We start from the raw sequence: 12,022 nt of genomic DNA, 5'->3' as shown, positions 1-12,022 counted from the left end.
CCTCAAACCGCCCGATGATGTGCGCCGTAAACAAGCATTAACTCTGCGCGGGCATCGTTCTGGGCCTGATCGATTAGCCGTTCGGACCAACGGGGTCCGCCCACTCGAGACGGGAGACAACCGGTCCATGCCTCGCCTGCTCGAACTGCTGCGCTGGAAACTTCAGATGCTTTTTGCATGGAAGCCGACACGTGCTCAGTTGCTGCCCCTGATCCTGGGGGTTTACGCCCTAGCGGGTTGGGGAGCCTATGCGAATAAAGCTTCAGCCAACCGCGATCTCACCACTCAGGTCGCCCTCCTTCAGACGGAGCGAGACGGGTTAGTGAGCCGTCAGAAAGAGTCGGAGCAGGCGAGCATCGAGCTCGTTCGTGAGTGGCAGGGCAAACTCGCCTCTGCCCGCGCGGAACTCGGCCAAGCTATCGCGGCTCGTGACGCAGCGAAGGGGCAGCTAGCCGGTTCACAGCGCGAGCTTATCGCTTCGAAGAAGCGCTTCGATCAAGCTCGTGATCGAGTATCCGAGACGGGAAGCATCAAACCGGCCGAGCCGTCAAAGAAGGCCGCAAGTAAGCCATAGACCCGCTGGGTCGGCCTTTGGCGTGATGAACTCGGACTCACGCTGTTTCCTTTGGGGATTAAGCTTCAGGAAGTCTGGTTGGGACGCCGTGCCGAGGCCGCGGCTGCCGTGTGTACGAAGAGCTGGCTGCCGGGCTCGCCCGCATCGAGGACGACCCGGCGATCCGCGTCGCCGTCCTGCGCGGGGCTGGTGGTAAGGCCTTCGTCGCCGGTACCGATATCGAGCAGTTCGTGGGCTTCTCCGGGGATGACGGGGTGGCCTACGAGGCGCAGATTGATACCTGTGTCGCCGCGCTGAAACGCGTGCGTGTCCCGACGATCGCTCTCGTCGAGGGGCTCTGGCGGTCGGGGGCGGTCTTGCGATGGCCAATGCCTGCGATCTGCGCATCGCCGCGGCCGGAGCGCGGTTTGGCGTTCCGATCGCCCGGACCCTCGGCAACTGCCTGTCGCCGCGAACTTGCGTCGTCTCACGGCGACGTGGGCCTGAGCACCGTCAAACGCATGCTCCTCCTGGCCGACGGCCGAGAGCCTGGAGCCGCTCGGCTACCGCGCCGCGATCACCAGCCCCGAGACGCTGGAGGCGACCGTGGCGCAGATCTGCCAGCGCCTGCTCGGCCAGGCGCCGGTGACCATGCGCGTCACCCGGGAAATGCTGGCCGCGCTCGCCGTCGATCCCAACATCGACGGGGGCGACGGCATCCGCACTTGCTACGGCAGCCGAGACTTCGCCGAAGGAGTTCGGGCCTTTCTCGACAAGCGATCCTCGGCTTGGTTGAGAACCTGATTGGACGATCCGCATAGAACAAGAGCTACAGACCTCTCCTCCGAGGAAAACACCGTTGAGGAGAGGAGGCGTTCACCGTCTGCTGTGGCCAGCAACGCACCCAAAAGCTGCCGTGCCGCTATCGGCCAGGACTGGCCAACTGCTTAGCTCCCATCTCAGCCCTTCAGAGTTATAGTGGAGCTCATCCAACCGGTGCACCGCGGTTCGAGCGCCGTGTCATTGGACGCCCCGAGGATCTCTGCGCAAGCGGCTCTGCCCTGGTGGCTGCTCGGAGCCCCGCCGAGCCCAAGGCTTGCTCCAGAACACCTGTCCCTCTTCGCCGTCCAAGCGGGGGCCGAGATCGAGACGCTCCGCGTGGAATGACATCAGTCGTTTGTCGCCGGACACAACAGCGTTTGCCGAATATCGCCGATCAATTTTCTATCGAATACGTTCTATCATCCATTCGAGGGAAGACAAATGGAGCCTTGGCAGTAATGTAGCCCCATCGTCACGGCAGCGCTTACACGTTCTCTCACCGCGCTGCGCGCAACACCCCGGATCGGCGGCGAGCCGTGCCGGACCGGAGGGGCACGTGGAGACAGAGCGGCGCTTTTTTCTCGGCGGCCTCGCCTTCGGCGTCGGCACCATTGTGTCCGGCCGGGCGCTTGGAGCCGACGGAGACGGTCGGGCAGACGGCAAAAACGCGTCGTCCTCCTCGAGCTTCGTCCGGACGATCCCGCGCAAGACCGGTGCAGCCCAGGCCTTCACCGGGCACCTCGACGGGGGGGCGATCAAGGCGACGTCGGGCGGGTGGGCCCGCGATCTGACCGCCCGTCAGCTGCCGATCGCGACCGGCATCGCGGGCGCACACCTGTTCCTCAATCCGGGCGGTGTGCGCGAGATGCACTGGCACTCCTCGGCAGAGTGGGCCTACATCATCGCCGGTCAGTGCCAAGTGACGATCATCGATCCCGACGGCGGCCTCGAGGTCGTCAATTTCGGTCCCGGTGACACGTGGTCGTTTCCCGCCGGCCATGCCCACGCGATCCCGACGCTCGGCGAGACGCCGTGCCACGCGATCCTGGCGTTTGATGACGGCCTGTACGGGGATCACGGCACCTTCGGCCTGAGTGACTGGCTCAGTCGTCTCGACCCCACGACCCTGCAGGCCGCGTTCAGCCTACCGGATACGGTCATCCGCAACCTGCCGGAGGGCGAGGTCTATATCGCGCAGGGGCCCGTCATCCCGCTGGACGGGGCCGTCGCGCGCGAAGAGCGTCGCGTGAACGCTGCGGCCTCCCATCGGTTCGCCCTCGCCCAGGCTCAGCCCATGATCGCGCGTGCGGCCGGGACACTGCGCGCTGCGCCCGCCCAGGCCTTCCCGATGTCGACCACCATGACGGGCTTCAGCGAGACGCTGCTTCCAGGCGCCTTGCACGCGCCGCACTGGCACCCCGGGGCGAACGAGTGGCACTTCCTGCTCGAAGGCCGCACGCGTGTGACGGTGTTCGAGCCCGAGAAGCGGCTCGCCACGGCGGAGCTGATGCCGGGCGATTGTGCATACTTCCCGAAAGCCGCCGCGCACATGATCGAGAACATCGGGAGCGAGCCCTGCACGTTTGTAGGCGTGCACGACAGCCCTGCGCACCAGGAGTGTTCGCTCTCGCAGTGGCTGGCGCTGGCCCCTCGGCAGGTGATCGCGGCGAATCTTGGTTTGCGCGAGGATGAGCTGGCGAGATTGCCGAAGGAGCCGATCGCCTTCGCGCGATCCGCCTGACCATGGCGGCGTCGCGTCGCGCGGTTGCGGTCGGGGCCCTGCTCCTCTGCGCAACGGCAAGCCGCTCCGTCGCGGGGATCGGAACAGATCAGCCGCGGAACGCGGTAGACCTACAATCGGCGGACGCGCCGCTGACCGGAACCCGTGTCGACCTCGATCTAGCCGGCGATTGGGGGATGGTCGGCATCGATCCACGCTCCGTGATCTCGGTGGAGCCTGTTGAGGGCAGGGCAAACGAGGCGTGCCGCGTCGTGTGGCGCGACGGACAGGCCCTCATCTTGGGAAGCGTGAACCAGACGAGGACGCGGCTCGGCTTGGAGCGAGCGCGCTGATTGGGAGGCGGGCGGCTGTCGAGCTTGTGAGCCGCGTCCCCCAAATGCGATGAATCACCTTGCGTTCGGTTCAATACCCGGAACGCCGCGAAAGCAGATGGGGTGGATGGCTCCCGCTCCGACTGACGGCATCTCGGTGCCAAGATGTGGTTGCTGTCGAACAGCAGCCACGCAGATGCAGGAGCCATTCTCATGGAGATCACCACCGTCGGCATCGATCTGGCCAAGAGCATCTTTCAGGTCCACGCCGTTCTTTTCCAAGCTGCCGCGTAGCCTGATCGGCATGGAGGCATGCGGCACGGCGCACCACTGGGCCCGGGAACTCATGAAGCTCGGCCACGACGTGCGGCTGATGCCGCCGGCTTACGTGAAGCCGTACGTCAAGCGTGGCAAGACCGATGCGAACGACGCTGCTGCCATCTGCGAGGCGGTGACGCGCCCCAGCATGCGCTTCGTGCCGGTGAAGTCGACCGAGCAGCAGGCGGCGCTGGCGCTGCACCGGACGCGCGACCTGCTGGTCAAGCAACGCACGCAGTTGGTGAACATGATCCGCGGCCTGCTCGCCGAGTTCGGGATCGAGATGGCGCGGGGCCTGCGGCACGCGCTCGAACTGGCGGCCCGGCTCTCGGCCGGAGACGCGGCCGAGGTGCCGCCGTTAGCCCAGCGCGTGGTGACCGGGTTGGCCGATCAGATCGGTGCCTTGCAGATCCAACTCACCCGACTGGAGAAGGAGTTGCTCGCCTGGCATCGGGACAGCGACCTGTCGCAGCGCCTGGCGACGATCCCGGGTGTCGGCATCGTCTCGGCCACCGCGTTGGCCGCCTCGGTGAGCGAGCCCGAGCGCTTCCGCTCCGGTCGGCAGTTCGCGGCCTCGTTGGGCCTGACACCGCTGCAGAACTGCAGTGGCGGCAAGGACCGCCTGGGCCGGATTTCGCGCATGGGCGACCGCTACCTGCGCCGGCTGCTCGTAGTCGGCATGACCTCTCTGATCCGGCGTGCGAAGACGACACCGACCTCGGTCGACCCGCGGCTGCCGGCGCTGCTGCAGCGTAAGCCGGTGCGTGTGGTGACTGTTGCGGCGGCCAATCGCACGGCGCGGGTCGCCTGGGCGATCATGACCCGCGGCGGCACCTACCGCGCACCGGCGGCCACGGCCGCCTGACAGCACGCAGGGGAGACGTTTCCAGGTTGCGAGGACGATGAGAGTTGATGGCGAACCGGTCAGACCGGGAGCCGGGACACCCCGCCGCCTGTCCAGGGCATCATAGCCCGCAAAGCAGAGTGGGACCCAGCTCGCGGATACCATCAGGGCCAGCGGTCAACATGAACGACTGCATCAACAGCCGGACACAAGACTGCACCCGACCAACGCGTCAGAAGCTCAATTCGCCACTTGCAATGCGGGAGCCATCCACACAGGACGTTCGAGCAGCCCAGCGCGTAAGCCCGAGTAGCGTTCATCGGCTTCAACAGGTCGTTCTCCGCGACCCTCGGTGCTTGTGTCATCCGACGGTCGGTCTCACCTACGTCCACATGGCCAGCGATTTCGACGTCATCATCGTAGGCGGAGGAGCCGCCGGAATCGGCGCGGCGCGGAACCTCGCGAGGAGCGGCGTGGGCGTGATCCTGCTTGAGGCGTCATTGCGGCTCGGGGGCCGCGCCTTCACCCAGGATCTCGGAGGCTATCCGCTCGACCTCGGTTGCGAATGGCTGCACTCGGGCGACCGCAACGCCTGGGTCGACATCGCCGAGGCGTCGGGCTTCCCGGTCGACCGGACCGACCCGCCGTGGGCGAAGGCGCATCCCGGCATCGCCTGGGACGAGGACGACGAGGAGGCGGCCCGGAAGGCGTTCGGCGATTGGGAGGAGCGGCTCCGGGCGGTCGCGCAGGGCAGCGACCGTGCGAGCGATGCCCTGGAGCCCGGGGGTGAGTGGAACGCCTACGTGCGAGCCATCGCCGGCTTCATGAGCGGGGTCGCGCCGGAGCGCATCTCCGCCACCGACTACGTGGCCTACGACGATGCCTCGACGGGCCAGAACTGGAACCTGCCGCTCGGCTACGGCACGCTCGTCGCGGCCAGCCTCCCGCCCTCGGTGGTGCTGCGTCTGGCGACCCCCGTCGGCCGGATCGAACTGACGGCGGACGGCGTCGCCGTCTCGACGCGCGCCGGCACCGTCCGCGCCAAGGCCACCATCCTCACGGTCTCGACCGCGGTCCTGGCCGGCGACGCCATCCGCCTGCCCCCGGGAACCGAGCCCTGGCGCGATGCGGCCGCCGCCCTGCCGCTCGGTCGTAACGAGAAGGTCTTCCTTGAGATCGGGCGCGACGCCGCCTTCGAGCCGGATTCGCACGCCTACGGCAACCTTCGCGACGCGCGGTCAGCCGCGTATTCCATCCGGCCCAACGGCTGGCCGGTCATCGAGGCGTTCCTCGGCGGCGAAGGAGCCCGCATCTTGGAGGAGGAAGGCCCGGCCGCCGGCTTCGCCCGCGCTACGGCCGAGTTGGGCGCCCTGTTCGGGAGTGATGTGGCCTCGACCCTCCGACCGTTTGCGGCCACGTCATGGAGCCGAATGGCGTCCATCGGCGGCGCCTATAGCTGCGCCCTGCCGGGGCAATCGAACGCGAGGGCGCGGCTGGCCCGGCCGTTCGAGGACCGGCTGTTCTTCGCGGGCGAGGCGACGCACCCCTTCGACTTCACGACCGCCCACGGGGCCCACGACAGCGGGCGAAGGGCCGCCAACGAGGCTCTGGGAGCACTCCGGGCGAGACTTCCCACTGGTCGGTTCGTGCGTTCCGCTTGAAGCCATTGCGGGCGGCATCGGAAGGCTTGCGCTGGAATTCGGCTCGCGCCCTTGGACGAGATCGGTGAGGCCGGTCATGGATATGGAACGCCGTCGCCTCCGGCTTCCCATTCCCTTCACGGACATGCCCGTCGAAGTCGCAGACGAGTAGGCTCGACGCCGTCACTTCGGCGATGCGAGCCCTTCACGCTGAAGCAGTGCGCGGCGAAGTAGGTCCCAGCTTCGAAGCCGTCCGACAGCGAGATCAGGCGATTAACATTATGCGCCCGCCGCGCAGCGAGGATTTCGGCGACGATCTCTAATCCGTGACCGGCCGCGGCGGCGTCGATCGCGACCTCCGGCGTCTCCTCGTCGTGCTACGCCTGCGCACTGCCGAAGTCGATAAACGCCAAGACATCGAAGCCCTCCGACGAGAGCGACCGACCGATGCACTCGCGCCGGTCCTCGTCCTCGGACAGGACAAAGCCGAATGGGCGGCCGGCCCGTTCGTCCATCCGGCCGGTCATGCCGCCTTCCGGGTCCTGCTGGCGGTCGCCGTGCCCGAAGTGCGCTTGCTTACCAGCGCCGAACACCTCGTTTTCGCCTTCCTGGGCCCCAACTTACGGGCGGCTCCCGTTCCAATGCAGGCCTCTGCATCATGGCGCGGACCTGCCATTGTCTCGGTAGGTGGCAATCTCTTGCCTCGCACCAAGTGAGATCAGCGCACGGCCCCCGCTACTCGACAGCGGATACTCATCGACTCGACGGAACCGAAAACGAGCGTATTCTCCGATAGCTCCACAAGAGGGCACGGGAGGAATAAATGTCTGCAAATTGGAAAGCGGTCAAAGAGGACTTGGATTGGAGTTTGAATTCGGGGGAAAATGTTCAAGGCCGCAACGACCTGAAAGCAGCCTTCAGCAAAGACAATTCACGGCACATGGATGCTGTAATACAATCTTATAAACACGGCCAGCGCGATAATCACAAAATTTCGAATCTTTCAAGATGCGCGCATGAAGACGAGAAGCGACTGTATAACATAGGAAGAAAATTAGTCGGCTTGAAGCCTCTATGACTGGACGCACTCAGTCTGCCTCGCTCGCTGCCCCGCTTCGTGGGCCTGCCATTCGGCTCTACTGCTCAGCGGGCATCATGGCGGCGCCTCTGAGCCCGAAGCTAGCTGGTATGCGTTGCCTCCGAAAAGGCACCGCCGCTGCTGCCCGTTCAGGACACTCCGATGAACTCACTCATGTGGCTGCTCTCCAAAATCGTCCAGTTTCTCTTCGGCAGTGGGGGGCAGCGTAGAAGCACCTCGATTGGAAAAGAGAACGAGGCAGGAGCCTACAGGGGCCAGACCGCGACCAGAAGCAGGAACTTCGATGACGATTATCGCGCCGCCACGAAGATCCTGAAGATGCGAATGGACGCGCGCTTCCCCGACAATTACCATGCGCGGATGGGTACCGAGACAAACAGCATGCGTGACTTCGGGGACGAGCGGGCCGGCGCGATCGACACAGCATCGTCCACAATAGCCGAGGCGCTGCGCAGGGGGGCAACCGTCAAACAGGCGGCTGAAGCCGGTGCTGCGAGCGTGGGAATCTAAACGGCGTGACAGGATCTCGGCGACCGCCGGCGTGGCTCTGCTGGGTGATACCTCTCCGGGAAGACTCTCGCGATGCTCAGGGTTGTCGGGGCCGAGGGCTGGGAATGAGCCGAGGTCGATATCAGTGACGGTTTCACCGAACGCCTCGTTGGCCGAGTGTCGGACGAAAGCGAGGCCGCCCTTAAAACTGCGCATCTAGTCCCATCGGTCTCCATCAGGACTGGCATAAAGCTCGAGCGTGCGCATTCCGGGTCCCATATTCCTCAGTTGGCGCCAAGCATACTCCGCCATGAGGAGCCGCGCGAGCGTGACCAACTGTTGAGACTAGGTTAACAACCCTTCCCTACGCTGCATGTTGGGCGGCATCGCATATTTGGTTGGCCCCAGCTTTGCGGAGCGGCAACATGCCTCGCCAGCCGTGATCAGACCTGGCTGCGATGCTGCCCGTGATGTTTCAGATCCGGCCGGCCTCAGTGTCCTCCCGGGTTCCACACGAAGACCTCGGCTCCGCCTTCATCGAGAATGCGAACGCCATCAGGCTTTTGCGGGAGGTCCAAAGACCCGAACAAAGAACGAGCCTTCATCATCGCGGCATCCAGATCCGATGCCTCCTGCTGGATTCGCTCTAGCGTGGCATGCGCCTTATCGCCCGGCCTGATGCGGTAAAACTCGAATGTGTAGTTCATGGTCGCTCCTGCTGCGCGCTAAGCATACACGTCACATCGCATTGTGTGATGCGAACGCGGGCCTCGATCTGCATGGATCTACGACGGTCGCTCATCCGTCGCTGAAGCCGCGATTGGGAGCCGCTGTCAGTCCGCGAAGAGGTAGCAGCATTCGGCGAGGGAACGATGCAACCCTGCCGGTTGTCCCACGTTGGCAATCATCCATCCAACAGAATACCTGAGGCGCGGTCTTCGTGAGAAGTCGCGAAGCTCCCATGCCGTTCAGCTCGACAGCCGATCAAAGTCGCGCCGCCATCCATATCGACATTCATGATCACGTCGTTCGAGCTGCCTGGTCCGAGCGTTTCGGCGTGACGGACGCGCAGCTGCGCAAGGCGGTGAGAATGGTCGGCTCCCGAATCACCACCCTCTCAAGCCACCTAAGCGGGCCGTCCGGATCATGACGGCCCCCGCTGCTCTAAACCAACGGGCAAAGTTGGCCTTGCACCAGCTCGGCGTCCTCATCGTCGACGATGATGCAGTGCAGCTGATGGACATGGCCCAGATGTTGGGCGATTCCGGAATGGTCGTGTTCGAAGCGCGCAGCGCTGGCGAGGCGCTTGGCGTACTCGGGACTCGCACCGACGTGCGTGTGATGATCACTGACGTCGATATGTGTCGCGGCGACCTGAACGGCCATCAGCTGGCGAAGGCAGTCTCGGCGCGGTGGCCCGAGATCAGCTTGCTGATCGTGTCAGGCCAGAGCTACCCCAAAGCCGCCGACTTGCCAGAAGGCGCGCGCTTCATGGCCAAGCCGTACGCACCCAGCATGCTCACCGCCAACGTGTTCGACTTCGTGTCGCAGCAGAGCGGCGGCATCTAGGCCGCCAACGGCGATGGCTTAAACGGGTACACCGACGAGCACGGCGGGACGTGTAGCTGCGGGAGAATGACCCGAATCGTGACAGTATCAGCGGACTGAATCAGGCGGCGTGCAGCTGTAATGTTTGAACTGATGCTCCCGCTTCTCCGAGGTATCCCGACAGGTGAAAAGGCGGATTTGGTTGCCGGAATAGGATTAGCACTACCGTATGACGAGTGCTAAGGTGCATCGATCGGGCCGCGATGCTCCTCTTCGCCGCTACCTCTCCCGCGACAGCGCCAACCATGTCGGTTGGATCTCGCTTGGGAACGATCAGGATCTCACAATGAAATTCCGTCCGCTGCACGACCGCGTGGTGCTCCGTCGCATCGAAGGCGAAGAGAAAACCAAGGGCGGCATCATCATTCCCGATACGGTCAAGGAGAAGCCGCAGGAAGGTGAGGTCGTCGCCGTGGGGCCAGGTGCACGGGACGAGGCCGGCAAGATCAACGCACTCGACGTGAAAGCCGGCGACCGCGTCCTGTTCGGCAAGTGGTCCGGCACCGAGGTCAAGATCGACGGTCAGGACCTCCTGATCATGAGGGAATCCGACATCCTGGGCGTCGTCGCCTAGCTCGGATCAGGCCGCAACGGCCTTGATCCTCGACCTGCCCTTTGAGGCGCCCGCTGTGGCGTGCCTCGGGGTCAAACGACAGATGATGAGCGCCCCACCATGTCCGCCAAAGACGTTCGCTTTTCGGTCGATGCCCGCGAGAAGATGCTGCGTGGCGTCGAACTGCTCGCCAACGCGGTGAAGGTGACGCTGGGCCCGAAGGGCCGCAACGTCGTGATCGAGAAGAGCTTCGGCGCCCCGCGGATCACCAAGGACGGTGTGACGGTCGCCAAGGAGATCGAGCTCGCCGACAAGTTCGAGAACATGGGCGCCCAGATGGTGCGCGAAGTGGCCTCGAAGTCCAGCGATACGGCCGGTGACGGTACCACCACTGCGACCGTGCTGGCCGCGTCCATCGTCCGCGAGGGCGTGAAGTACGTCGCCGCCGGAATGAACCCGATGGACCTGAAGCGCGGCATCGATTTGGCGGTAGCCGCAGTCGTGAAGGATATCGGCGAACGCTCACGCAAAGTCGCCTCGTCGGAAGAAATCGCCCAGGTCGGCACGATCTCCGCCAACGGCGACAAGGAGATCGGCGAGATGATCGCCCACGCCATGCAGAAGGTGGGCAACGAGGGCGTGATCACGGTCGAGGAGGCGAAGACCGCCGAGACCGAGCTCGACGTCGTCGAGGGCATGCAGTTCGACCGCGGCTACCTCTCCCCGTACTTCATCACGAACGCGGAGAAGATGGTCGCCGAGCTCGAGGACCCCTACATCCTCATCCACGAGAAGAAGCTCTCCTCGCTCCAGGCCATGCTGCCGGTGCTTGAGGCCGTGGTCCAGACCGGCAAGCCGCTCCTGATCATCGCCGAGGACATCGAGGGCGAGGCTCTGGCCACGCTGGTGGTCAACAAGCTCCGCGGCGGCCTGAAGGTCGCGGCCGTCAAGGCGCCGGGCTTCGGTGATCGCCGCAAGGCGATGCTCGAGGACATCGCGATCCTGACCAAGGGCCAGATGATCGCCGAGGATCTCGGGATCAAGCTTGAGAACGTGACGCTCCCCATGCTCGGCCGCGCCAAGCGCGTGCGCATCGAGAAGGAGAACACCACGATCATCGACGGCGTCGGCGAGAAGTCCGACATCGAGGGCCGCATCTCGCAGATCAAGGCGCAGATCGAGGAGACCACCTCGGACTACGACCGTGAGAAGCTGCAGGAGCGTCTGGCCAAGCTCGCGGGCGGCGTCGCGGTGATCCGCGTCGGCGGTTCGACCGAGGTCGAGGTCAAGGAGAAGAAGGACCGCGTCGACGACGCCCTCAACGCCACCCGCGCGGCGGTTGAGGAAGGCATCGTCCCGGGCGGCGGCACCGCGCTGCTGCGCGCCAAGGCAGCCGTTCAGCGCCTCTCGAACGACAACCCCGACGTCCAGGCCGGCATCAAGATCGTGCTGAAGGCTCTCGAGGCCCCGCTGCGCCAGATCGCCCAGAACTCGGGTGTCGAGGGCTCGATCGTGGTCGGCAAAATCACCGACAACACCTCGTCGGAGACCTTCGGCTTCAACGCCCAGACCGAAGAGTACGTCGACATGATCCAGGCCGGCATCGTCGATCCGGCCAAGGTAGTCCGTGCAGCGATCCAGGGAGCTGCCTCCGTGGCCGGCCTGCTGGTGACCACCGAGGCGATGATTTCCGAGGCTCCGCGTAAGGAGGCTCCTGCCATGCCTGCCGGCGGTGGCATGGGTGGGATGGATTTCTGACCTGCCAAACAGACTCAAAGCGCTCTCCGGCATGCCGCGATGCGGCTGTTTGGAGAGCGCTTTGGAGCACCGCTGAGTGGTGGATTGGTCGGCTGAGACTAACGACAGCTCCGCGCCGCACTTACGGTTTTCAGGCCGTCAATGATGACCGCTCGCTTGGCGCGTCGCGAGCCGAGCTCAAACAGGAACACGGCGCGTCGCTGCGTCATCGTATGGATTTTCGACCTTAGACGGCGAGCCGTGCCGTTCGCGTCCGTTGTCCGTCAAGGGATTTAAGAACCAATCC

The 12,022-nt window shown here is 64.7% G+C and carries 11 protein-coding genes and 3 pseudogenes; 11 read left to right on the top strand and 3 right to left on the bottom strand.

Annotated features, from left to right (window positions below; genetic code table 11):
• Positions 1–127: 127 nt before the first annotated feature.
• From ABIE45_RS06695 to ABIE45_RS06670, 6 genes and pseudogenes are all read left to right on the top strand, one after another.
• Positions 128–574 (top strand): hypothetical protein, encoded by a 447-nt coding sequence (locus ABIE45_RS06695; RefSeq protein ID WP_246695523.1) that lies wholly within the window; start codon positions 128–130, stop codon positions 572–574.
• Positions 575–684: 110 nt separating this feature from the next.
• Positions 685–1,029, top strand: a pseudogene (locus ABIE45_RS06690) (enoyl-CoA hydratase-related protein); the annotation flags it as partial.
• Positions 1,030–1,159: 130 nt separating this feature from the next.
• Positions 1,160–1,357, top strand: a complete 198-nt coding sequence (locus ABIE45_RS06685; protein WP_373622908.1) for a hypothetical protein — start codon at positions 1,160–1,162, stop codon at positions 1,355–1,357.
• A gap of 373 nt (positions 1,358–1,730) precedes the next feature.
• The gene (locus ABIE45_RS06680) at positions 1,731–3,116 is read left to right on the top strand and encodes a cupin domain-containing protein (protein ID WP_192711725.1); all 1,386 of its coding nucleotides are present in this window, start codon (positions 1,731–1,733) and stop codon (positions 3,114–3,116) included.
• Between the two features lie 524 nt (positions 3,117–3,640).
• Positions 3,641–4,610, top strand: a pseudogene (locus tag ABIE45_RS06675) (IS110 family transposase).
• A gap of 371 nt (positions 4,611–4,981) precedes the next feature.
• Complete coding sequence (locus ABIE45_RS06670; RefSeq protein ID WP_192711771.1) at positions 4,982–6,250, top strand: NAD(P)/FAD-dependent oxidoreductase; 1,269 nt, start codon at positions 4,982–4,984, stop codon at positions 6,248–6,250.
• A gap of 34 nt (positions 6,251–6,284) precedes the next feature.
• On the opposite strand, the pseudogene ABIE45_RS06665 reads toward ABIE45_RS06670, so the two are convergent.
• Together ABIE45_RS06665 and ABIE45_RS06660 are read right to left on the bottom strand one after the other, a co-directional pair.
• Positions 6,285–6,419: pseudogene (locus ABIE45_RS06665) on the bottom strand (class II aldolase/adducin family protein); the annotation flags it as partial.
• Positions 6,420–6,606: 187 nt separating this feature from the next.
• Entirely contained in the window at positions 6,607–6,822 is a 216-nt protein-coding gene (locus tag ABIE45_RS06660) for a hypothetical protein (protein ID WP_192711765.1), read from the bottom strand.
• A 647-nt stretch (positions 6,823–7,469) separates the two neighbouring features.
• Between ABIE45_RS06660 and ABIE45_RS06655 the strand changes: the two genes are divergently transcribed.
• Positions 7,470–7,838 (top strand): hypothetical protein, encoded by a 369-nt coding sequence (locus ABIE45_RS06655; RefSeq protein ID WP_192711766.1) that lies wholly within the window; start codon positions 7,470–7,472, stop codon positions 7,836–7,838.
• Between the two features lie 470 nt (positions 7,839–8,308).
• Here ABIE45_RS06655 and ABIE45_RS06650 read toward each other — a convergent pair whose 3' ends face one another.
• Positions 8,309–8,524, bottom strand: a complete 216-nt coding sequence (locus tag ABIE45_RS06650) for a hypothetical protein (RefSeq protein WP_192711767.1) — start codon at positions 8,522–8,524, stop codon at positions 8,309–8,311.
• Between the two features lie 254 nt (positions 8,525–8,778).
• Here ABIE45_RS06650 and ABIE45_RS06645 point away from each other — a divergent pair, with 254 nt between their 5' ends.
• From ABIE45_RS06645 to groL, 4 genes are all read left to right on the top strand, one after another.
• Entirely contained in the window at positions 8,779–8,967 is a 189-nt protein-coding gene (locus tag ABIE45_RS06645) for a DUF3606 domain-containing protein (protein WP_192711768.1), read from the top strand.
• Positions 8,964–9,386 carry a response regulator gene (locus ABIE45_RS06640; protein WP_192711769.1) on the top strand — a complete coding sequence of 141 codons (423 nt, stop codon included), beginning with the start codon at positions 8,964–8,966 and terminating at the stop codon, positions 9,384–9,386. The genes ABIE45_RS06645 and ABIE45_RS06640 overlap by 4 nt, the downstream gene beginning before the upstream one ends.
• Positions 9,387–9,711: 325 nt before the next feature.
• The gene (groES, locus tag ABIE45_RS06635) at positions 9,712–9,999 is read left to right on the top strand and encodes a co-chaperone GroES (protein ID WP_192711770.1); all 288 of its coding nucleotides are present in this window, start codon (positions 9,712–9,714) and stop codon (positions 9,997–9,999) included.
• 99 nt (positions 10,000–10,098) lie between these two features.
• Entirely contained in the window at positions 10,099–11,736 is a 1,638-nt protein-coding gene (groL, locus tag ABIE45_RS06630) for a chaperonin GroEL (protein WP_373622213.1), read from the top strand.
• Positions 11,737–12,022: the final 286 nt, after the last annotated feature.

The sequence above is a fragment of the Methylobacterium sp. OAE515 genome (assembly GCF_041806315.1).
Classification (GTDB): domain Bacteria; phylum Pseudomonadota; class Alphaproteobacteria; order Rhizobiales; family Beijerinckiaceae; genus Methylobacterium; species Methylobacterium tardum.
Note: the sequence above shows the minus strand (reverse complement) of the source record. Positions and strands in the feature narration are given on the sequence as shown.

Excerpts from the sequence above, each read along its gene's own strand:
- ABIE45_RS06670 (WP_192711771.1), top strand. The coding sequence starts at position 4,982 with ATGGCCAGCGATTTCGACGTCATCATCGTAGGCGGAGGAGCCGCCGGA.
- groES (WP_192711770.1), top strand. The coding sequence starts at position 9,712 with ATGAAATTCCGTCCGCTGCACGACCGCGTGGTGCTCCGTCGCATCGAA.
- ABIE45_RS06655 (WP_192711766.1), top strand. The coding sequence starts at position 7,470 with ATGAACTCACTCATGTGGCTGCTCTCCAAAATCGTCCAGTTTCTCTTC.
- ABIE45_RS06650 (WP_192711767.1), bottom strand. The coding sequence starts at position 8,524 with ATGAACTACACATTCGAGTTTTACCGCATCAGGCCGGGCGATAAGGCG.
- ABIE45_RS06640 (WP_192711769.1), top strand. The coding sequence starts at position 8,964 with ATGACGGCCCCCGCTGCTCTAAACCAACGGGCAAAGTTGGCCTTGCAC.
- ABIE45_RS06645 (WP_192711768.1), top strand. The coding sequence starts at position 8,779 with ATGCCGTTCAGCTCGACAGCCGATCAAAGTCGCGCCGCCATCCATATC.
- groL (WP_373622213.1), top strand. The coding sequence starts at position 10,099 with ATGTCCGCCAAAGACGTTCGCTTTTCGGTCGATGCCCGCGAGAAGATG.
- ABIE45_RS06695 (WP_246695523.1), top strand. The coding sequence starts at position 128 with ATGCCTCGCCTGCTCGAACTGCTGCGCTGGAAACTTCAGATGCTTTTT.